The 21,634-nt window shown below is 63.1% G+C and carries 18 protein-coding genes; 7 read left to right on the forward strand and 11 right to left on the reverse strand.

Going from position 1 to position 21,634, the window contains the following annotated elements:
- Positions 1 to 7: 7 nt before the first annotated feature.
- Complete coding sequence (locus GR198_RS27340) at positions 8 to 796, reverse strand: SDR family oxidoreductase (protein ID WP_164023085.1); 789 nt, start codon at positions 794 to 796, stop codon at positions 8 to 10.
- A gap of 251 nt (positions 797 to 1,047) precedes the next feature.
- On the opposite strand from GR198_RS27340, the gene GR198_RS27345 reads away from it, so the two are divergent.
- Together GR198_RS27345 and GR198_RS27350 are read left to right on the forward strand one after the other, a co-directional pair.
- Entirely contained in the window at positions 1,048 to 2,712 is a 1,665-nt protein-coding gene (locus tag GR198_RS27345; RefSeq protein ID WP_164069827.1) for an electron transfer flavoprotein-ubiquinone oxidoreductase, read from the forward strand.
- A gap of 135 nt (positions 2,713 to 2,847) precedes the next feature.
- Positions 2,848 to 3,462, forward strand: a complete 615-nt coding sequence (locus tag GR198_RS27350; RefSeq protein WP_003546820.1) for a L,D-transpeptidase — start codon at positions 2,848 to 2,850, stop codon at positions 3,460 to 3,462.
- Between the two features lie 98 nt (positions 3,463 to 3,560).
- Here the strand turns inward: GR198_RS27350 and GR198_RS27355 are convergent, their stop codons facing one another.
- The gene (locus GR198_RS27355; protein WP_164054409.1) at positions 3,561 to 4,466 is read right to left on the reverse strand and encodes a DMT family transporter; all 906 of its coding nucleotides are present in this window, start codon (positions 4,464 to 4,466) and stop codon (positions 3,561 to 3,563) included.
- 145 nt (positions 4,467 to 4,611) lie between these two features.
- Between GR198_RS27355 and GR198_RS27360 the strand changes: the two genes are divergently transcribed.
- Positions 4,612 to 5,085: an Lrp/AsnC family transcriptional regulator gene (locus GR198_RS27360; protein WP_003546825.1), complete on the forward strand. Its 474-nt coding sequence runs from the start codon at positions 4,612 to 4,614 to the stop codon at positions 5,083 to 5,085.
- Positions 5,086 to 5,108: 23 nt separating this feature from the next.
- Here the strand turns inward: GR198_RS27360 and mgtE are convergent, their stop codons facing one another.
- Both mgtE and GR198_RS27370 read right to left on the reverse strand, forming a co-directional pair.
- Complete coding sequence (mgtE, locus tag GR198_RS27365) at positions 5,109 to 6,482, reverse strand: magnesium transporter (protein WP_029871512.1); 1,374 nt, start codon at positions 6,480 to 6,482, stop codon at positions 5,109 to 5,111.
- A 327-nt stretch (positions 6,483 to 6,809) separates the two neighbouring features.
- Positions 6,810 to 7,823 (reverse strand): zinc-binding alcohol dehydrogenase family protein, encoded by a 1,014-nt coding sequence (locus GR198_RS27370; protein ID WP_029871511.1) that lies wholly within the window; start codon positions 7,821 to 7,823, stop codon positions 6,810 to 6,812.
- A gap of 102 nt (positions 7,824 to 7,925) precedes the next feature.
- Between GR198_RS27370 and GR198_RS27375 the strand changes: the two genes are divergently transcribed.
- Entirely contained in the window at positions 7,926 to 8,330 is a 405-nt protein-coding gene (locus tag GR198_RS27375; RefSeq protein ID WP_003546832.1) for a winged helix-turn-helix transcriptional regulator, read from the forward strand.
- Here GR198_RS27375 and GR198_RS27380 read toward each other — a convergent pair.
- Positions 8,289 to 9,533: an MFS transporter gene (locus tag GR198_RS27380; RefSeq protein WP_029871509.1), complete on the reverse strand. Its 1,245-nt coding sequence runs from the start codon at positions 9,531 to 9,533 to the stop codon at positions 8,289 to 8,291. The two genes, GR198_RS27375 and GR198_RS27380, sit on opposite strands and share 42 nt — an antisense overlap.
- Before the next feature lie 300 nt (positions 9,534 to 9,833).
- Here GR198_RS27380 and GR198_RS27385 point away from each other — a divergent pair, with 300 nt between their 5' ends.
- Positions 9,834 to 10,778, forward strand: coding sequence for a diacylglycerol/lipid kinase family protein (locus GR198_RS27385; protein ID WP_011651163.1), 945 nt, complete (start codon positions 9,834 to 9,836; stop codon positions 10,776 to 10,778).
- Between the two features lie 52 nt (positions 10,779 to 10,830).
- Here the strand turns inward: GR198_RS27385 and GR198_RS27390 are convergent, their stop codons facing one another.
- A complete protein-coding gene (locus GR198_RS27390; protein WP_029871508.1) occupies positions 10,831 to 12,183 on the reverse strand; it encodes a glutamine synthetase family protein in 1,353 nt (450 codons plus the stop codon).
- Positions 12,184 to 12,265: 82 nt separating this feature from the next.
- Here GR198_RS27390 and GR198_RS27395 point away from each other — a divergent pair, with 82 nt between their 5' ends.
- On the forward strand, positions 12,266 to 13,633 hold the full coding sequence (locus tag GR198_RS27395; RefSeq protein WP_029871507.1) for an aspartate aminotransferase family protein: 1,368 nt from the start codon (positions 12,266 to 12,268) through the stop codon (positions 13,631 to 13,633).
- Between the two features lie 6 nt (positions 13,634 to 13,639).
- On the opposite strand, the gene GR198_RS27400 is transcribed toward GR198_RS27395, so the two are convergent.
- The 4 genes from GR198_RS27400 to GR198_RS27415 form a co-directional block, all read right to left on the reverse strand.
- Positions 13,640 to 15,124: an ArnT family glycosyltransferase gene (locus GR198_RS27400; RefSeq protein WP_029871506.1), complete on the reverse strand. Its 1,485-nt coding sequence runs from the start codon at positions 15,122 to 15,124 to the stop codon at positions 13,640 to 13,642.
- 1 nt (position 15,125) lies between these two features.
- Positions 15,126 to 16,625 carry an ArnT family glycosyltransferase gene (locus GR198_RS27405; protein WP_029871505.1) on the reverse strand — a complete coding sequence of 500 codons (1,500 nt, stop codon included), beginning with the start codon at positions 16,623 to 16,625 and terminating at the stop codon, positions 15,126 to 15,128.
- Positions 16,626 to 16,637: 12 nt separating this feature from the next.
- A complete protein-coding gene (locus tag GR198_RS27410) occupies positions 16,638 to 17,654 on the reverse strand; it encodes a glycosyltransferase family 2 protein (RefSeq protein WP_003546851.1) in 1,017 nt (338 codons plus the stop codon).
- A 137-nt stretch (positions 17,655 to 17,791) separates the two neighbouring features.
- Positions 17,792 to 19,285 (reverse strand): ArnT family glycosyltransferase, encoded by a 1,494-nt coding sequence (locus GR198_RS27415; protein ID WP_029871503.1) that lies wholly within the window; start codon positions 19,283 to 19,285, stop codon positions 17,792 to 17,794.
- A gap of 170 nt (positions 19,286 to 19,455) precedes the next feature.
- Here GR198_RS27415 and GR198_RS27420 point away from each other — a divergent pair, with 170 nt between their 5' ends.
- Complete coding sequence (locus GR198_RS27420) at positions 19,456 to 20,418, forward strand: lysylphosphatidylglycerol synthase domain-containing protein (protein ID WP_003546855.1); 963 nt, start codon at positions 19,456 to 19,458, stop codon at positions 20,416 to 20,418.
- Here GR198_RS27420 and GR198_RS27425 read toward each other — a convergent pair.
- A complete protein-coding gene (locus tag GR198_RS27425) occupies positions 20,389 to 21,627 on the reverse strand; it encodes an RNA polymerase sigma factor (RefSeq protein ID WP_164069828.1) in 1,239 nt (412 codons plus the stop codon). The genes GR198_RS27420 and GR198_RS27425 overlap by 30 nt on opposite strands.
- Between the last annotated feature and the right edge of the window lie 7 nt (positions 21,628 to 21,634).

Consider the following 21,634-nt stretch of genomic DNA (forward strand, 5'->3'; position numbering starts at 1 on the left):
GGGAATGTCAGACGGATCGTGCCGCGCCGCCATCGCAGCGGATGAGCGAGCCGGTGATATAGCTTGCCGGTTGGCTGCACAGGAAGGCCGCCGTTGCGGCGAATTCTTCCACCCTGCCGTAGCGGCCGACCGGAATGCGCGCTTCCTTGTCGGTGCGGATCTCCTCGAGGCTCTTGCCGGTCCGCTTTGCCGCAGCCCCGTCGAGATCGTCGAGCCGCGCCGTCAGGATGCTACCGGGCAAGAGCAGGTTGGTGGTGACGCCGAAGCCCGCCACTTCGGAGGCAAGCGTCTTGCTCCAGCCGGCAAGGGCAGGGCGCAGCGTATTCGACAGCGCCAGATTGGCGATTGGTTCAATCACGCCGGACGAGGCAACCGTCAGGATGCGGCCCCAGCCCTGCGCCTTCATGCCGGGCAGCAGCGCATTGGTGAGCGTGATCACGCGAGCGACCATGGAGAGGAAGTAGCTTTCGAGCTTTTCGCCCGTCATGTCCTCTGTCGTGCCGGGCGTCGGTCCGCCGGTATTGTTGACGAGGATATCGAGCCCGCCGAACTTCTCCTTCACCGCCGTCGTCACCATCTCGACGAAGCGTTCGTCCCCGAGATCGGCCCAGATCCAGTCGGCCCGGCCTTTGCCTTCGCCATTGATCGCCTGGCAATTGGCCTCCAGCTGTTCGCCGCTGCGCCCGCAGAGCAGCACGTTTGCGCCCTCACGCGCCAGCGCCACGGCGATGCCGAGACCGAGACCGCGCGAGGAGGCGAGGACGAGTGCCCGTTTGCCCTTGATGCCGAGATCCATGATTATCCTCCGATAGCTTTGAGCGATGTATAAGGCGCAAGCGGCGGAAAAGGAAAGGGCATCTGACCGGTCCGGAACCGTTTGATAATTGACGTTGACGTAAACGTTATGTAATTCTGTCTCACGAGGCGTCATCATTGTGCGAATTGGAAGATTGGCTGTCGTATCCCGGCTCGACAATGCTTTCTCGTTTTGACAAGAAAGTGCCATGACGGGATGACGGCCGCGTGCCGCCAAGCGGAGACGAGTGAATGACCGAGACGACTGAGCTGCCCGAACGCGAAAGCATGGAATTCGACGTTGTGATCGTCGGCGCCGGTCCTGCCGGTCTTGCGGCGGCGATCCGGCTGAAGCAGGTCAATCCGGAACTCTCCGTCGTCGTGCTGGAGAAGGGCGCGGAAGTCGGCGCGCATATCCTCTCTGGCGCCGTGGTCGACCCGATCGGTATCGACAGGCTGTTGCCCGGCTGGCGTGACGAGGTCGATCATCCGTTCAAGACCGAAGTGACCGCCGATCACTTCCTGCTGCTCGGTCCGGCCGGCTCCGTTCGCCTGCCGAATGTGCTGATGCCGCCGCTGATGAACAATCACGGCAACTATATCGTCTCGCTTGGGCTCGTCTGTCGCTGGCTGGCGACCAAGGCCGAAGAACTCGGCGTCGAGATCTATCCGGGTTTTGCCGCAACCGAAGTGCTCTACAATGACGAGGGTGCCGTGATCGGTGTTGCGACGGGCGATATGGGCATCGAGAAGAACGGCGAGCCCGGCCCGAACTATACCCGCGGCATGGAACTGCTCGGCAAATATGTGCTGATCGGCGAGGGTGTGCGCGGCTCGCTCGCCAAGCAGCTGATTGCCAAGTTCGATCTTTCGAAGGACCGCGAACCGCAAAAATTCGGCATCGGCATCAAGGAACTCTGGCAGGTCAAGCCGGAGAACCATCGGCCGGGCCTGGTGCAGCACTCCTTCGGCTGGCCGCTCGGCATGAAGACCGGCGGCGGCTCCTTCCTCTATCACCTGGAAGACAATCTGGTGGCCGTCGGCTTCGTCGTCCACCTCAACTACAAGAACCCCTATCTCTATCCCTTCGAGGAATTCCAGCGCTTCAAGACCCATCCGGCGATCCGCACCACCTTCGAAGGCGGCAAGCGGCTGTCCTATGGCGCGCGTGCCATCACCGAGGGCGGCTACCAGTCGGTGCCGAAGCTTTCCTTCCCCGGCGGGGCGCTGATCGGCTGTTCGGCCGGTCTCGTCAACGTGCCGCGCATCAAGGGCAGCCACAATGCGGTGCTGTCGGGCATGCTGGCCGCGGAGAAGATCGCCGCCGCGATTGTATCCGGCCGCAGCCATGACGACGTGATCGAGATCGAGAACGAATGGCGCAAGGGCGACATCGGCCGCGACCTCAAGCGGGTGCGCAACGTCAAGCCGCTGTGGTCGAAGTTCGGCACCGCGCTCGGCGTGGCGCTCGGCGGCTTCGACATGTGGACGAACCAGCTCCTCGGTTTTTCCTTCTTCGGCACGCTGAAGCACGGCAAGACCGATGCCCAATCGCTGGAGCCGGCCTCGCAGCACAAGCCGATCGCCTATCCGAAGCCCGATGGCGTCTTGACCTTCGATCGCCTGTCCTCGGTGTTCCTGTCGAATACCAATCACGAGGAAGACCAGCCAGTGCATCTGCAGGTCAAGGACATGAACCTGCAGAAGTCGTCCGAGCATGACATCTATGCCGGCCCGTCGACGCGTTACTGTCCGGCCGGCGTCTATGAATGGGTGGAGAAAGACGGCAAGGACGTCTTCGTCATCAACGCCCAGAACTGCGTGCACTGCAAGACCTGCGACATCAAGGACCCCAACCAGAACATCAACTGGGTGCCGCCGCAGGGCGGCGAGGGGCCGGTCTATCCGAATATGTGAGGCGGATTATCCCCACCGCGACAATTCTTGCGTGCTGACGCCTTCGTGATCGCCTTCTGCCGGAGGCTGTTAGCCGTTCGTTAACCATAATTTCCTTAGCTTGCGACATCAAGTTGACGCACTAAGGACACATTCATGACGATCTCCCGCCGGGGCTTTCTGATCGCTCTGCCGCTTTTCGTGGCCGGCTGCTCTTCGACCGGTCTGAACAGCCAGACCAATTATGCCGCACTTCCGGATGAAAAATTCCCGTTGAAGCAGGTGCCGATCGACAAGATCAAGCCGGAGCTCCGCCGCCAGGAAGTTGCCTACGAAACCACGCATGCTGCCGGCACGGTGATCGTCGACACACCCGCGCGGCGCGCCTATTACGTCCTCGGCGGCGGCAGGGCGGTGCGTTATGGCGTCGGTGTCGGCCGCGAGGGGCTGGCCTTTGCCGGTAACGCCTATATCGGCCGCAAGGCCGAGTGGCCGAGCTGGACACCCACCGAAAACATGCAGCGCCGCGAAGAGCGCTATCGCAAGCTCGCCGGCGGCATGCCGGGCGGCCCGAACAACCCGCTCGGTGCGCGGGCCATGTATCTCTTTCGCGGCGGCAACGACACGCATTTTCGCATTCATGGCACCAACCAGCCGCAATCGATTGGTCTCGCCATGTCGAGCGGCTGTGTCCGCATGATGAACCACGACGTGATCGACCTCTATAGCCGCGTCGAAGTCGGCGCCAGGGTCGTCGTCATCCAGGCCTGACGTGTCCGTTCCAAGCTCGATAACGACGCCCTCTCCATTGAAAAAGCCGCCGCAGCGATGGCTGCAGGCGGCTTTCGATCTGCTGTTGGTGTTGGATTTCAGCGGCGTGGCGTGGCGATGCCTGTCGAAAGCGCCACGCCGATGCCGGTGATCACGGCGGCGCTGATTTCCGTCATGCCGATCGCTTCGCCAAGCAGCAAGCCGCCGCCAAGCGTCGCCAGCACCGGCGTCAGCGCCGTGAAGGCGGCAGCCTGTGTTCCGCCGAGTGTTCTGACGGCGGTGCCGTAGGCGACCATGGCGACGAGGCCGGAAAGAACGCCCTGGCTCAACACCTGCAGGCCGATCTCCGGGAGCGTAGCCTGTGGCAGCGAGATGCCGAAGATGAGGGCAAGCGCGCCCATGATCAGGAAGGACCAGACGGCGATCAGGGCGCTTGCCTGCACGGCTGTCAGACCGGAGCGGCGGAAGGCATGCGTATAGCTTGCCCAGAGAATGGCGCCGGCCGGCAGCAGCACGAAGCTCGTCCATGGCAGCGAGGCGTCCGCAAGGCTGCGCGTGAGCAGGATCAGCACGCCGGCTACGATCGCAACGAGCCCAGCGATGCGGGTGCCGTCAGGTCTTTCGCGAAACAGCGCAATGCCGATCAGCGCCGCGGCGAGCGGCATCGAGCCGCCGAGCAGAATCCCCGAAGAGGCGGCCGGCGTCGAATGGATTGCCAGCGTCGTCAGCAGGAAGAAGACGGCGCCGGAACCGGACACCATGATCGCCAGCAGGTGAAGCGGCAGGGCCTTCGGCAGCAGCCCCGTCTTCAGCCAGACGGGCGAAAGCACCAGCGCCGGAATTCCGAAGCGGATCAGCCCGATATCGATCGAGCCGAGCGGCGTTGCGGCGCTGTGGCGGGTGACGAGAAACCATGTCGCCCAGATCAGCACGGTAATGGTGCCGCCGGCATAACCCAGTACCTGCGACGGCGACTTGTCGTTTGTAAATGCAATGGTGGTCATCGTCTTGATCCTTTCTTCCGTCCGGAGCTTGTCCGGTTGAAGAAAAGATTAGCGCCAGAGGCCAAGGCATGTCCTTGCTATCTATGGCTCTAAAATCTTGCTATACGCAATCTTCTGCCAATAGACGCCGACAGGTATCGCGAAAATGCCAAATCTCGATAAATTCGATATCGCCATCCTGAAGTGCCTGCAGGAGGATGCGCGCGCCACCAATGTCGAGATCGCCGAGAAGGTGAACCTTTCGCCGTCGCCCTGCCTGCGCCGCATCCGCAATCTCGAACGGTCCGGCATCATCCGCGGCTACAGGGCGGATATCGATCGCAAGGAGGTTGGTCTCGGCCTCACCGTCTTCGTCGAATTCAAGGTCGTCCATCACAGCCGCGAGAATTCCGAGGCGCAGCAGAAGGCGCTACTCGCCATCCCCGAGATCGTCTCCTGCTTCCTGATTTCGGGTACTGCCGATTTTCTCGCCGAAGTGGTGGTGGAGGATCTCGCCGCCTATGAACGGCTTCTGACCGAAACGCTGTTGACCCTGCCGAATGTCAGCGACATCCGCTCGAACTTCGCCATCCGCAGCATCAAGACGCATGGGCCTTTGAAGCTGCCCGAGGGAAAATAATTCCCCTCGGGCCTGCTTGCGGGTTAGAGAAGCGTCCCGCTGAGGATGAGCAGCGCCACCGAGAAGTAGATGACGAGCCCGGTGACGTCGACCAGCGTGGCTACGAAGGGAGCCGAGGCGCTGGCCGGATCGAGCCGGAGCTTCTGCAGCACGAAAGGCAGCATCGAGCCGCAGATCGAGCCGAAGGTGACGATCCCGATCAGGGCGGCAAACACCGTGACGGCGACCATCTGCCAGTGCGGGCCGTAATCGTAGAGCCCGGCCGACTGCCAGAAGACGATGCGGATGAAGCCGACCAGGCCGAGGATCGCGCCGAGCACGATGCCGGTCGGCAGTTCGCGCAAAAGCACCTTCCACCAGTCCGACAGCTTCAGCTCGCCGAGCGCCAGCGCCCGGATGATCAGTGACGTCGCCTGCGAACCAGAATTGCCGCCCGAGCTCATGATCAGCGGGATGAACAGCGTCAGCACCACGGCCTTTTCCAGCTCGCCTTCGAAATGCTGCATGGCGCTGGCCGTCAGCATCTCGCCGAGGAAGAGCGCAGCGAGCCAGCCGGCGCGCTTGCGGATCATGCCGGCGAAGCTGATCTTCATGTAGGGCTGGCCGAGCGCCTCCATGCCGCCGAACCTCTGGGCCGCTTCCGTCGTGTCTGAGATCATCGTGTCGATTACGTCGTCGACGGTGACGATGCCGAGTATCTGCCCATGTTCGTCGATGACGGGCAGGGCGAGCAGGTCGTGCTTGCGGATCAGCCGCGCGACATCCTCCTGCTTCATCAGCGGATCGGCCGAAACCGGCGCGCCCTTCTGTGCCACCGAGAGGATCGAAGCCTCCGGCTCGCCGGTAATGAGACGACGCAACGTCACCACATGCAGCAGCGCATGGCTGACCTCGTCCAGCACATAGATGGCGTAGACGGTCTCGCGCGAGCGTTCGACCTGGCGCACATGGTCGAGCGTGCGGGCGACGGTCCAGCTATCAGGCACGCTGACGAACTCCGTCGTCATGATGCCGCCGGCCGTGCGCGGCGGATAGCCCATCAGGTGCTGGATCGCGATGCGCACCGGTTCGTCGAGGCTGGAGAACAGCCGGGCGCGAGTCTCGCCGTCGAGTTCCAGCAGCACGTCGGCGACGCGGTCGTTCGACATGCCGTGCAGCAGCCGTGCGGCGTCCTCGGCGCTGATTAGCGCAAGGATCTGTGCGGCGTTGCGAAGCTCCGGCCGGTCGAGAATGTTGACCGCATAGTCCAGCGGCATGCCGGTCAGCACCCGCCCGGCGTCCTGGATGCTCAGCGCGTTCAATGATTCGACGCGTTCGGCAATCGTTGCGCCGCGGCTGTTGTTGATGAAGGCACGGGCGGCATGGCCTGCCCGAAGAGGGAAGCGATTGATATTCATTTGAGGCTCGCCTTTCCGTCGATCCGCCGTAGCGTCCGATCGGGCGAGCCGACAGGAGTCGGTCAGCGCACGAGGGCCGCGTACGGCAAAGGCAATCGACTGCTACTGTCGCTTGGCATCGTTATGATGGCTCCGTTGAAATCCGTGGCTGACGAGTGTCATCCACGTGAATGCTAGGTGGTCCCGGACGCGGAAAAAGTCAAGCGGGATAAATGCTTAACGCCAGAATGCCGCACCCCCGCGATGCGGCATTCCTGGCGGGTATGGCCAGGCGGGTGGCTTGTAGACCTTGCGGGTCCGAAAACACCGGCCCCGCCGGCTGCGATCTCAGAACCCTGCAAGCACCGCCTTGCCCTTCATCCTGCCGCTTTCGACCATGGCATGCGCCGTCTTGAGGTTCGCCGCATTGATCGGCCCGACGATCTCTGAAAGCGTGGTGCGGATCTTTCCGACGTCGACGAGTTCGGAAATCTTGTTCAGCAGCTTGTGCTGCTCGATCATGTCAGGCGTGCCGTAGAGCGGGCGGGTGAACATCAGCTCCCAATGAACGGAGACGGCCTTGCGCTTGAAGGGCACGATGTCGAGCGTCTTCGGATCGTCGATCAAAGCGAAGCGGCCCTGCGGCGCGATCGCTTCGACGATGTCGCCGATATGGCTGTCGGTATTGGTGGTCGAGAATATGAATCCCGGCGCGCCGATGCCGAGCGCTGCAACCTGCGGCGCGATCGGCCTGGAATGGTCGACGACATGATGTGCGCCGAGTTCCTTCACCCAGTCCTGCGTTTCCGGCCGCGAGGCCGTGGCGATCACCGTCAGGTCGGTCAATGCCCGGGCGATCTGAATGGCGATCGAGCCGACGCCGCCGGCTCCGCCGATGATCAGGATGGAGCGTCCCGCTCCCGAAACCGCGTCCTGCACCTTCAGCCGGTCGAACAGCGCTTCGTAGGCCGTAATCGAGGTCAGCGGCAGGGCGGCCGCGGCTGCGAAATCGAGGCTCTTCGGTTTGGCGCCGACGATGCGCTCGTCGACGAGATGGAATTCGGCATTGCTGCCCGGGCGGCTGATGACCCCGGAGTAGAACACCTCGTCGCCGGGCTTGAACAGGGTGACATCGGCCCCGACGGCCTTGACGATGCCGGCGGCATCCCAGCCGAGCACCTTGAGCTCGTTCGCGGGCGGTGCGGAATGGACGCGCACCTTCACGTCGACGGGATTGACCGAAACTGCTTTGATTTCGACGAGCAGATCGTGGCCCCCAGCCTCCGGCATCGGCAGCTCGACATCGATCAGCGAGGTTTCGGCGGAGATCGGTTGGGGCGTTTTATAGGCGACGGCGCGCATGGGAAACTCCTGTGTTCGTTGCACGGAAGCTAGATGCGCATTATGTTCTGACAACGCAAGAATGCACAAATTCTGTACGTAGTACCCAAAAGGATACTGTAAATGTCATTGCCGCGCGCCAAGCTCGTCAAGAATTTCCCCGGCTGCCCGGTCGAAGCGACGCTGACTTACCTGGACGGGAAGTGGAAGGGCGTGATCCTGTTTCATCTGATGCAAGGAACCCTGCGCTTCAACGAATTGCGGCGTAAGCTGCCGGCCGTGACCCAGCGCATGCTGACCAAGCAGCTGCGTGAACTGGAAGAGTCTGGCCTGGTATCACGCACCGTCTATCCGGTTGTGCCGCCGAGGGTCGAATATGCAATGACGCCGCTCGGCATGACGCTGAAGCCCGTCATCCAGGCATTGGCCGCCTGGGGCGACGATTATGTTTTCTGCAGCCCGGAAGGCCGCGAGCTGCGCCTGGCCTCAGACGGCCTGCGCGCTCCGGTCGCGGCGCTCGAGGCGTAGCGAGGCTGCAAAGACGAACAGGCCGAGGAAGGACAGCGCCGCGCCGACATAACCGGTCGCCGCAAAACCGTAACCCCCGGCGATGACGAGGCCGCCGAGCCAGGCACCGATCGCATTGGCGATGTTGAAGGCGGAATGGTTGGACGCGGCCGCAAGCGTCTGCGCGTCGGCGGCGACATCCATCAGCCGCGTCTGCAGCGCCGGGCCGGCGGCAAAGCCGCAGCCGACGAGGAAGACGGAGAGACCGAGCAAATAGGGATTGGCGGCGGTCAGCGAGAAGGTGGTCAGGACGACGATATTATAGATCAGCGACCCGCCGATCGTGCCGAGCAGCGATTTGTCGGCGAGCCAAGAGCCGATGAAATTGCCCGCATTCATGCCGACGCCGAAGAGGACCAGCATGATCGGAACGGCTGTTTCCGGCAGCATCGCCACCTCAGTCGTCGTCGAGGCGATATAGCTGAACATCGCGAACATGCCGCCGTAACCGACGGCGGCGATGCCGAGCGTCAGCCACACCTGCGGCCGGCGGAAGGCGCCGAGTTCGCGCAGGAAGCCCGCTTCCGCGGAAACCCTGTCCTTCGGAACGTAGAACCAGATCAGCACCACGGTCAGCAGGCCGAGCACGCCGACCGAGAAAAACGCCACCTGCCAGTCGAGCGACTGGCCGAAGAAGGTCGTCAACGGCGTGCCGAGAAGTGTCGCAACGGTCAGGCCGAGCATGACGCGGCCAACGGCGCGGGCGCGGCGATGCGCCGGCACCATCGAGGCGGCGACAAGGGCCGCGACGCCGAAATAGGCCCCATGCGGCAGGCCGCTGACGAAGCGCAGCAGCGTGAAACTTTCGAAGGTCGGCGCCATGGCGCTCGATATATTGCCGGCGGCAAAGATCAGCATCAGGGCCAAAAGCAGCGTGCGGCGCGCCATCTTCGCAGCGAGCACGGCAATGACCGGTGCGCCTATGACGACGCCGAGCGCGTAGGCGCTGATGACGTAGCCGGCTTGCGGCGTCGTGACCGAGAAGGTCTCGGCGACATTGGGCAGCAATCCCATGATTGCGAATTCCCCGGTGCCGATGCCGAAGCCGCCGCAGGCGAGCGCCAGCTGGACCAGCGCCACGGTCATTGCCGATGGCAGCGCTTCATCCTGGCGATCAATGGAGTTCCGGCTATCGACTGAAATATTGGCGGCAATCTCACTCACGAGAGCTCCTCGAGGCGGTTTCTGCTTGGCAATGGCCTCTGGCGCAGGCGCGGCCGCAAGCCGATCGGTGGAAATGGCGGGAGGTGGAGACGATGTCTCCGATAGAGCATCTATCCGTGAGGTCCGGGCTGCCGTCGAGTGCATTTTTTGCAGTGCAGCGTCCTGCTATGTGCATACGTCTATTGCAATTTTTGCATTTCTGCCCTTTGTCAGGAAAGAAGGTTGCGCTTGAAATCGGCGATACCGCAACCATCTCAGGGGCAAGGCAGGAGCATTTCCGCGCCAGGGACGGGAGCTCTTATGAAGCTTGTAGGCTTTTTCAATCGCGACGGCGGGACCTTCAAGACCACCGACATGCTGGCCTATGAAAAAAGGGCGGAGACGGCTTTCCGCGAAGCGGGGCACGATTTCGACGCCATCGTCTTCTCAGGAAAGGAAATCGTTCCTGCGATGGAGCGGGCGGCCAAGCGCGACGATATCGACGGTATCGTTGCCGGCGGCGGCGACGGCACGATTTCGGCGGCGGCATCGATCGCCTGGAAGAACGGAATTGCGCTCGGCGTCGTGCCGGCCGGCACGATGAACCTCTTTGCCCGCTCGCTGCGTGTGCCGCTCGATATCTGGCAGGCGCTCGATGTGCTTGCCTCCGGCGAGGTCGACAATGTCGATATCGCCAGCGCCAACGGCCGGCCCTTCATCCACCAGTTTTCCGCCGGCCTGCATGCCCGCATGGTGCGCTACCGCAACGCCTACAGCTATCGGTCCCGGCTGGGCAAGATACGGGCGAGCACGAAGGCGGCTTTGGGCGTCATCTTCAACCCGCCGGAATTCGAGGTCGAGTTCGAGGCGATCGGCATGCGCGAGCGCCGCAGGGTGTCGGCGATCTCAGTCTCCAACAATCCGTTCGGTGAGAACGCACTGCTCTACGCCGACAATTTGCGAAGCGGCGAACTCGGCTTCTACACGGCAAATCCGCTGAAACCCCTCGGTGTCGCCCGTCTCGCCATCGACATGCTGCGCGGCAAGGTCCGCGAGAATGCCGATGTCATGGTGATGCACCCGGCCGAAGTGCACCTGCATTTCCCGAAACTGCGCTCCAAGGCCAATTGCGTCATGGACGGCGAGCTGCTGCCGCTCGAACGCGACGTCTCGATCCGGCTGCATCCAGGCGAATTGAAGGTTCTCGTCAAGCAGGGTCTCGCCGCTCAAGTGAATGCGGACGAACGCCGCGAGCCCGCTGCGTAAGTCGGCCAGCTGCGTAAGTCGGCTCGCTGCGTAAGTCGGCCGCCGCGTAATTTCAGAGCCGCGGCAGATAGGTGCGGTAGTCGAAATCCGAGACGGTGCGCAGATGCGCAAGCGCTTCCTTGCGCTTGGTATCGCCATAGAGCGCCTGATAACGCGCGTCGAAGATATCGGCGATGAAGGGCGAGGTGCGGAAGGTATCGACGGCGCTGAGGAAATCATGCGTCAGTCGCGTCGTATTCGCAGGTATGTGCGAGGGCGTCGTCTCTTCGCCGGGGTCGAGTTCGCCATCGAGACCGGCGAGCATGCCGCCGAGGATCGCTGCCAGCAGCAGATAGGGATTGGCGTCGGCGCCGGCGACGCGGTGTTCGATGCGTGCGGCCGGGCCATCCTTGTCGGGGATGCGGATCGCCGTGCCGCGATGGCCGCTGCCCCAGGTCAGATCCACAGGCGCAAACGAGCCCGGCTGGAAGCGGCGGTAGGAATTGGCGAAGGGAGCGAAGATCAGTTGCGCCGCGCGCATGGAGTCGAGCAGGCCTGATATCACCGATTTGAGCATCTTCGGTTCGCCGCCCTTGGCATCGAGAATGTTGCGGCCTTGCCCGTCGATGATGCTCGCATGCACATGCAGGCCGGAGCCGGCATGTTCGGAATAGGGCTTGGCCATGCAGGTCGATTTCAGCCCGTGCCGGCGCGCTGCCTGTTCGGCGATGCGCTTGAGATAGAGGCAATCATCTGCGGCTGCCAGCGCATCCGCGCGGTGCAGCAGGTTGACCTCGAACTGGCCCGGACCGAATTCCGCCGTCGTCGCATCCGCCGGCAGGTCCTGCGCCTTCGCATAGGCCCTCAGCGTCTGCAAATAGCCATCGAGCGCGTCGACGGCGCTCATGTCGTAGAGTTGGAAACCGTTCGGTTCGCCGCGATAGGTGAGGCTTTCGGGCGGGCAGGGGCGACCGGTCTCACGCCAGTCTCCGGACATCACGTAAAATTCCAGCTCGGTGGCGACGACGGGCGTCAGCCCGCGCGCCGTATAGCGCTCCAACACCGAAGCGAGGATGGCGCGTGGATCCATGAAGCTCGGGCTGCCGTCGAATTCATGCATGGTGGCGAGCACCTGCATCGAGCCCTCGGGCGCCCAGGGCATCGGCGCCAGGCTGCGCCGGTCGGGGATGACCTTGCCGTCGGGATCGCCGATCGTCAGCGACAGGCCGGTGATGTCGTCATTATCGTCGCCCCAGATGTCGAGCGACTGCGTCGAGGTCGGCAGGCGGATGTCGCCGGCCCAGACCTTGTCTTCGGCGCCGGGCGGAAGCTGCTTGCCACGCAGGTCGCCGTTCATGCCGACGATCAGGATCTCGAAACGCGGGTCGTCGCCTTTCGTCTTGCCGTCCATCCTGTCGCTCGCCATGACCTTGAAAATCCTCCGGGACAAGGCCAAGCTCCTATCCCATCGACATCAGCCTTTCAATCCGCGAGGGTCTTTACCAATCATGCCCGATACTTACCCACCCTCGAACCTTGCCGCGATCGACGCCGCGCACCACCTGCATCCCTTCGCCGACATGAAGAAGCTGAATGCCGAGGGCGCGCGTATCATCCAGCGCGGCGAGGGCGTCTACATCTTCGACAATCACGGCAGGAAATATCTCGATGGTTTCGCCGGCCTCTGGTGCGTCAATATCGGCTATGGTCGCCGCGAGATCGCCGATGCCGCCACCAGGCAGATGAACGAGCTGCCCTATTACAACACCTTCTTCGGCACGACCTCGACGCCGGCGACGCTGCTTGCGCAGAAGGTCACCTCCCATGCCGGGGAGCGGTTCAACCATATCTTCTTCACCGGCTCCGGCTCGGAGGCGAACGACACCTGGTTCCGCATGGCCCGAGTCTACTGGAGCGCTGTCGGCAAGCCGTCGAAGAAGATCGTCATATCGAGAAAGAACGGCTATCACGGTTCGACCGTCGCCGGCGCCAGCCTCGGCGGCATGAAATACATGCATGAGCAGGGCGACCTGCCGATCCCTGGAATCGTCCATATCGGCCAGCCCTATTGGTACGGCGAGGGCGGCGATCTCGCGCCCGCCGAATTCGGTCTCAAGGTTGCCCGCGAACTCGAAGCGAAGATCAACGAACTCGGCGAGGAGAATGTCGCCGCCTTCGTCGCCGAGCCGGTGCAGGGCGCCGCCGGCGTCATCATCCCGCCCGAGACCTACTGGCCGGAGATCGACCGCATCTGCAAGGCGCGCAATATCCTGCTGGTGACCGACGAGGTAATCTGCGGTTTCGGCCGTCTGGGCGCCTGGTTCGGCCACCAGTATTTCGGCGTCGAGCCCGATCTGGCGCCGATCGCCAAAGGGCTTTCCTCCGGCTACCTGCCGATCGGCGGCGTGCTCGTCAGCGACCGCATCGCCGATGTGCTGATCAACGAGGTGGGCGACTTCAATCACGGCTTCACCTATTCCGGCCACCCGGTCTGCGCTGCCGCCGCCCTCGAAAACCTGCGCATTATCGAAGAGGAAAGACTGGTCGAACGTGTGCGCGACGATATCGGCCCCTATTTCGGCAGGGCCTGGGCAGAGCTCGCAGACCATGATCTGGTCGGCGAAGCCGTCAGCATCGGCCTGATGGGCGGACTGCAGCTTGCCGCCGAGAAGAGCACGCGCACTCGTTATGCCAAGCCCGATCAGGTCGGTGCGTTGGTGCGCAACCACGCGCTGGCGAACGGTCTGGTGCTGCGCGCCACCGGCGACCGCATGCTCGCCTCGCCGCCTCTCGTCATCAGCCACGCCGAGGTGGACGAGATGGCGAGGATTACCAGGCTGGCGCTAGATTTGGCCTGGAAGGAGCTGAAATCCTGATTGCGCTCAGCCAGGCTGATTGACCCAGGCATAGCCGAAACGGTAGCGGTCGTCGCCGCGCCCATAGAAATAGGGCACGTCGATCACCGACGCCTCAGGTGCGGACGTGCGGAGATTGGCCTGCAGCCATTCAGCCATGGCCGGCGGCAGCGCTTCGCTTCCGCCCTTGGGGAGGAGCCACACCAGGAGAAGCGGTCGTCGGCTGGAGAGATCCGGGTTGAAGCCTGGATAATCCACCGAGAGGATCGGCACACCGGGAATATCCTGCCTGAGGTTTCCGGCGAGCAGGCTGTCGCCGGCAAGGATCGCCGCCGGTTCGGCCTGTTTGCGCAATGTTTCCAGCATGCCGGCATAGGGCCTGTTCAGCCGCTCGTAATGACCGCTAAAGCGCGCAGTCGCAACGCTCCCGTAAAGGGCCGCCGGCACGCCGATCATGATGACGGCGACGACTGGCATGAAACGCCGAAACGCCTTGCCGGTCTCCACGCCTGCGGCCTCGATCTTCAGGCAGAAATAGAGCGGGAGAATGAAGAGCATCGGCACCAGCCAACGATCCTTGATGCCGGCTGCGCCGCCGAAGACGATCAGAAGCAGAATGCCGGCCAAGAAGACGAGCATCATCCGCTCGAGAAGCCGCGTCCATTCCGAGCCGGAGCCGAGCGCCGGACGAAGGCTCTTGCCGAAGACGATCGCGAACACCGCCACGGTCAATGCGGCAAAGCTGATGGTGGCGAGGGCGAGTGAGCTGACGCCCATGGCGACCTGCGTGAGATAGCTCGCGTCGCCGCTCGCGGTCATCTTCTCCAGCGTGCGTGCGGTGGCGAAATCGAGATTGTCCTTCAGCCAGAAGAGATGCGGCAGGGTGATGACGAGCGCCACCGCCGCCGTCAGCACCAGCCGCCAGTCGAAGATCCGCGGCCGCAGGCGCGCATCCGAAAGCGCGGCAATCAGGGCTGCCGCCGGCAGGATCACGAAATTATATTTGGCAAGCAGGCCGAAACCGATGCCGATGCCTGATATCAGATAGGAAGCAAGGCTCGGCTGCTTCAGGCTGCGGATGAAGCCGTAGAAGAAGATGCTGGCCGAGAAGAACACCGCGACCGTGTGCGTCAGGTCGCGCTGCATCTCGAAAGCCATCTGCGGGATCGTCAGCAGCCCGAGCGTGGCGATCGCCACCAGCGCCTTGTCCCGCAGCACGAGCCGCGCCGTCAGGCCGTACAGCAGATAGGAGATGAACAGCAGCAGGTTCTTGATCACAGAAAGGGCGGTCAGCGAGACGCCGGCAAACTGGAAGACGGTGTATTGCAGCCAGTTGTAGAAGGGCGGCTGTGGGCCGTAGCCGGCGGCAAGCCATTGCGAGCGAAAGGCCTGTTCGGCCTCGTCGAGATCGAGCGAATGCGAGGTTGCGAGCCGCACGCCGACCTGAAGCGCGAAATAGGCTGCCAGCAGGGCGAAGATCCAACTGATGTCGCGACGGCTGCTCTCGGTCATTCTATCTGGTCTCCGGCCGAACCCAGGCGTAGCCGAGCGCGAAATTGTCGCCCTGGCGGCCGAAATAATAAGGAAGCGACAGCGAGCCGATCTCCTGCAGCGCGATATCAGCCGCCGTCAGCGCCGAGGAAAAACGCTCCGGCATGACCGCATCGGCAGCCGTCGCCGTCTTCTTGCCGCGCCAGACGATCAGCACCGGCCCCTTGGCCTCGGCATAGGCCGGAATGCCGGGTGTCGGAAAATCCGGGATCACCACCGGCACATCGGGAAATTGCAGCCGCATGTTTCCGCCGATATAGGTGTCGGAAGCGATCACCAGCGCCGGCTGCGCCTCTCGCGTCATCTCGCGCGAAAAACCCGCCATCGGCACATTCGGCCGGCTGTAAGTGCCGATCAGCCCGGCGCCGACGACGCGGAAGCCGAGTGCGATCAGCACGCAAGCCATCAGCACCGGCAACACCGGCCGGAAGCGGCGCAGTCCGACGGAAAGGTCGAGCCCGGCAGCCTGCATCTTCGCAAGCAAATAGATCGGCAGCACCAGCAGGAACGGGTCGAGCCAGCGCTCGCGAACAGTCGTCGAGCCGGTGAACAGCACGATCAGAACGATGCCGGCAAGACTTGCGAGCATCATCCGCTCCATCATCGCAGTCCAGCGGTTGCCGGCCGAAAGCGCCCGGACAAAATCCCGGCGGAAGGTGGCGGCGAAGATCACCACCGGCAGCGCCGCAAAGGCGATGATGGCGACGAGAAAGGCGAGAAGGCCTTTGCCGATCCGCACGGCGCCGGCGGGTTCGCTGCCGGCGGCCATCTTGACCAGAGTGTCGGAGGAGGCGAATGCGAGATTGCCCTGCAGCCAGATCGCGTGCGGCAGGATGATGACGAGCGCAACAGTGATCGCGGCCAGCATGCGCCAGTCGAGCGCCCGGCGCCGCCATTCGGCATCGGGCAGGATGGCGATCAAGGCGACGACAGGCATCAGCGCGAAATTATATTTCGAGATCAGCCCGATGCCGGTCGCAAGCCCGAGCAGCAGGTAGCTCGCCATATCGGGCCGGTCGAGCGTACGGAAGAAGCCGTAGAGAAACAGCGAGCTGGCAAAGAGCAGCGCCGTCGTGTGGGTCAGATCCTGCTGGGCCATGTAGGAGACCTGGGGCAGCGTGATCAGCGCCAGCATGCCGATAGCGGCAAGCGCCTCGTCCTTCAGCGCGCGCCGCCCGGCAAGGCCATAGAAGAGATAGGACAGGAACAGCAGGATGTTCTTCGGAACGATCACCGCGCCGATCGACATGCCCGTCACCGAAACGACGGCATATTGCATCCAGTTGTAGAAGGGCGGCTGCGGACCGTAGCCGGCCAGCAGATATTGCGAGAAGAAGGATTGCTCGGCCTCGTCGAGCTCCAGCGAATGCGGAAGCGCGATGCGCAGCGCGATGTTGAGCACGAAATAGGCTGCAAGCAGCAGGCCCGCGGTTCTGATCGTCCTCGTCGCGCGCTCCAGCATCGTGCTGCCGGCTTAGGCTTGGCTTTGATCGTCGAAGATCTGCCGCACGATATAATTCGGAGAGGCATCGTCGCGGTAATAGGTGCGCGCAATCATTTCCGCCAGGATGCCGGTGGTGATCATCTGTACCGACGACAGCAGCAGCACGACGCCGACCATCAGCATCGGTCGCGTGCCGATGTCGTTGCCCAGGATGAATTTGTCGAAGCCGAGATAGAGCAGGATCAGCATGGCGAGCGCGCCGAGGCCGAGACCCAGCGAACCGAAGAAATGCCCCGGCCGCGCCTTGTAGCGCATGAAGAACATCACCGACAGCAGATCGAGGATGACGCGGAAGGTGCGCGAAATGCCGTATTTCGAAACGCCGTGCTCGCGGGCATGGTGGGTGACGGCCATCTCGCCGATGCGCGAGCTCGGGACGACACCGGCGACCCAGGCGGGGATGAAGCGGTGCATCTCGCCCATCAGCTTCACCTGCTTGATGATCGAGGCACGGTAGATCTTCAGGCTGCAGCCGTAATCATGCAGCTTGACGCCGGTGATGCGGCCGATCAGGTAGTTGGCGCACCAGGAGGGGATCTTGCGCAGGAACAGGCCGTCCTTGCGGTTCTTGCGCCAGCCGACCAAGAGGTCGAGTTCACGCCGTTCCAGCTCGGAGACCATCGAAGGAATGTCCTTCGGGTCGTTCTGCAGGTCGCCGTCCATCGTCGCGATCAGACGGCCACGGGCGGTATCGATGCCGGCCTGCATGGCGGCTGTCTGGCCAAAGTTGCGCTGCAGCTCGACGATCCTGAGCGCCAGCCCCTCGCGTCCGACATACTTGCGGGCGTTGACGAGCGTCGCATCCGTGCTGCCGTCGTCGACAAGGATCAGCTCCCAGCGATGGGGGTAGCTGACCATCGCAGCCGCGACACGCTCGACGAGCGGGCCGACGCTTTGCTCTTCGTTGAAAATGGGCACGACCAGCGACAGTTCGAGCGATTGTACCGGATCATTCGTACCGCGAATGGGCTCTACGGTTGTCTGCAACTTTCATCTCCAAAAGGCCGGACGGCCGAGCAATCTTTAATGCTGCCGCCGCACTTGCGGAAGGCTACTACATGAAGTGTCCGCCGGTTGCCAGCGGGCAATGCCGGTTTCCCGCAATCGGCTGATCTGCCGGGGCGCTATTTCGCGCCGCCGTCCACCCAGGAGTAACCAATGGAGAAGCTGCGTTTGCCGTCACCGAAGAGATAGGGCAGCGTCAGCGTCTTCAACTCTGGCAGATGAATGCCCGATTTGACGAGGTCATTGGCGAAGCCGGGGGAAATTGTTGGATCATCTGCGGTCTCGCCGCGCCAGATAACCAGCACCGGCCCCTTCGCGTCAGCATATTCGGGAACTCCGGGACCGGGGAAGAACGGGATCACGACGGGAACGTCGGGAAACTTTAGCCGCATGTTGCCGGCAACGAACTTGGTTCCCGCCACGATCAGAACCGGCTTGCGGGTCGCGGTCAATTCAGCAACGTAGCCGGAAAAGGGTACGTTCGTTCTCGTATAAGTGCCGATATATTGAATGCCGACGATCCGGAAAAGAAGGATCGACAGGATGACGACCATGAAGACCGGCACCACCGGCCGGAAGCGCGCAAGACCGGCGGAAAGATCGAGGTCTGCGGTTTCCAGTTTCAGGAACAGATAGATCAGCAGGACGAGCAGGCATGGGTCGAGCCAGCGCTCGTGGATATCGCTCGCGCCGGCGAAGAGGACCACGCCGACGAAGGCGATCAGGCTGATGACCATCATCCGCTCGATCACCCGGATCATCGGGCTGGAAGAGGAGAGCGCGCGAAAGAAGTCGCGCCGGAAGGCGGCCGCGATCAGAACGATCGGCAATGCGACGAAGCCGAGGACGGCGATGAGGAGAGACAGCAGTCCTTGCCCGATGCGGGGGAGGCCGGCCGGGGCCAGGTGTTCGGCGGTCATCCGCTCCAGCGTCGGCGCAGAGGCGCTGGCGAGATTGTCAGGCAGCCAGAGCGCATGCGGCAGCACGATCAGAATGGCAAGGACGGCGGCCGGCAGCAAACGCCAGTCGATGAGACGGCTGCGCCATTCCCGCTCCGGCAGCACGGCGACGACGGCAGCAAATGGCAGGATGGCGAAATTATACTTCGAGATGAGCCCGATGCCCGTGGCGATGCCGATGAGGAGATAGCTCCCGATCGTCGGCTGGCGCAGCGTGCGGAAAAAACCGAAGAGGAAGAGCGAGGTCGCAAACAGCAGGGCAACCGTATGGGTCAGTTCGCGCTGCGCCATCAGGCCGACCTGCGGCAGGGTAATCAGGCTCAGCATGGCGACGGCTGCGAGCGAACGGCTCTTCAGCACCTCACGGGCAGCAAGCCCGTAGAAGAGATAGCAGCCGAAGAGAATGATGTTCTTCGGCACCGAGAGCACCCACATCGATATGCCGGTCACCGAAACGATGGCATATTGGATCCAGTTGTAGAAGGGCGGCTGCGGGCCATATCCGGCAAGCAGGTATTGCGAGTAGAAGGACTGCTCCGCCTCGTCGAGATCGAGCGTATGCGGCAAGGCGATGCGAAGCGCGATGTTCAGCAGGAAATAGGCCGCCAGAAAAATGCTTGCGCTCGTAATGCTTCTGGTAATCCGCTCCAACATCGATCTCCACGTCAAACCGGCGAGGCGCCGTCATCTACCAGTCGGTCGCTCGGATCGTCGGCGTAGAGGGGCACCGCCATCAACTCCGCCGTTGTGCGCAACCTTCATTTCTCCTAAAAGGCCTGGCGAACCGCTGCCTATGCCGAAGCCAAGCGAGGAATGCCTACTACATGAAGAGTTCGATCGTTGAAAGCCGGCAATCCTGGTTTATGCGCAATCGCATGACCGTTCTGACGGTCGTCATCGTCGCAGCCTATGGCCTCTTCATCCAATGGTTCTGGGGTTGGCCCGTTATCATCAGGCAGTGGGCCGATGTCGGCGCGGGTCCGGTGATCGGTGCGCTGGTGCTGCTGACGAGCACCTATTTCCTGCGCACCTGGCGCATCTATGATTATTTCCCGAACGAGACAGCCGGCCGGTTCGCGGTCCTCTTCCGCGTCACGCAAATCCACAATCTGCTGAACATCATGCTGCCCTTCCGCGCCGGCGAGACCAGCTTTCCGCTGCTGATGCGCACCGAATTCGGCATTCCGCTGACGCGCGGAACCTCGGCGCTGTTCGTCATGCGGCTGCTCGACCTGCACGCGCTTCTGGCCGCCGCCGGCATCGGCTTTGCGATCGCTTCAGCCGATGCCGCTATTGCCTGGTCGCTCTGGACTGTCTTCCTGCTGCTGCCGGTCGCGGCCTTCGCCGCCCGCAAGCCGCTGCTGCGCCTGGCCGCCAGACTGCTGCCGAACAAGGCGCAGAAATTCGTCGCCGAGATCGAAAACGGCTTGCCGCTCGATGCCATCGCCTTTGCGCGTGCCTGGGCGATGACCATCGTCAACTGGCTGGTGAAGGTGATGGTGCTCGCATGGGCGCTCGGCCTGATGGGCGTGCTGCCGATGGCGGCAAGCTTCGGCGGCGCGCTCGGCGGCGAGCTCTCCTCCGTGCTGCCGATGCATGCGCCAGGCGGCGTCGGCACCTATCCGGCCGGCATCACCGCCGGCGCCATCGCCTTGGGAGCCTCCAGCGAGCGGCTGGCCCTTGCCGCACTGGCACAGGCGAGCGTCAATGCCCACCTGCTCATCATTGTCTCGGCGCTGACGGGAACGGCGATTTCACTACCGCTCGGACGCCGCGGCAAGCTCTGAAATCCGTTTTCTCAAAAACGCCTGCTCCGGCTCCTGCCGGCAGAGCGACAGCGCCGTTTGATAGGCGGCGATCGCCTCTTGCCTCCGGCCGAGACGGCGCAGGAAATCGGCGCGCGCCGAATGGGCGAGGTGATAGGCCTGCAGCTCCCCGCGTCCCAGAATGGCATCGACCAGTTCCAGCCCCTTCGCCGGCCCTTCCGCCATGGCAATCGCCACGGCGCGGTTGAGCACGACGATCGGGGAGGGCTGTGCCGCCAGAAGCAGATCGTAATAAAAGGCGATCCGCCGCCAGTCTGTCTCTTCGGCAGCCGGTGCCCGGGCATGTTCGGCGGCGATCGCCGCCTGCAGCGTATAGGTGCCGATCTCTCCGGCTTCCATCGCCGCGGCGAGCAGCGCCAGGCCTTCCGCAATCTTCGCATGATCCCAGAGCGAGCGATCCTGATCGGCAAGCAGCACCAGCGATCCCTCCTCACTGCTACGGGCAGTGCGGCGGGAATCCTGCAGCAGCATCAAGGCCAGCAGGCCGGAGACGTCGGGATGCGGCAGCAGCGCCAGAAGCAGTCGCGCCAGACGGATCGCTTCTGCGGTCAGGTCGGCGCGGACCACGTCCTCGCCCGAAGAGGCCGAATAGCCCTCGTTGAAGACGAGGTAAATGACGTGCAGCACCCGGTCGAGCCGCGGCGGCAGCGCCTCGCGGCCCGGCACCTCGTAGGGGATCTTCGCCGCCCGGATCCTGCCTTTGGCGCGCACGATCCGCTGGGCCACCGTCGGCGCCGGAATGAGGAAGGCATGGGCGATCTCTTCGGTGGTCAGTCCGCAGATTTCCCTCAGCGCCATCGCCATCTGCGCATCGGCCGGGATGAGCGGATGGCAGCAGGTGAAGATCAGCCGCAGCATGTCGTCCTCGATCGGTTCCATGTCGCCGATCTCCGTTGCATCGGGCGTGTAGAGGCTGTCCTCGATATGATGCTGCGAAGCGCCGAAACGCGTCCGCCGCCTGATCGTGTCGATCGCCTTGAAGCGCCCAGTGGAAACGAGCCAGGCGAAGGGATTGCCGGGAATGCCGTCCGCCGGCCATGTCCGGGCGGCCGCGGTAAAGGCGTCGTGCAGCGCCTCCTCCGCCCGGTCGAAATCGCCGAGCAGGCGGATCAGCGTCGCCAGCACCCGGCGCGACTGCGTTCGGTAGATCTCCTCGATCACACTTTCCAAAGGGGCA

The sequence above is a fragment of the Rhizobium leguminosarum genome, assembly GCF_010668065.1.
In the GTDB taxonomy this organism is placed as follows: domain Bacteria; phylum Pseudomonadota; class Alphaproteobacteria; order Rhizobiales; family Rhizobiaceae; genus Rhizobium; species Rhizobium leguminosarum_S.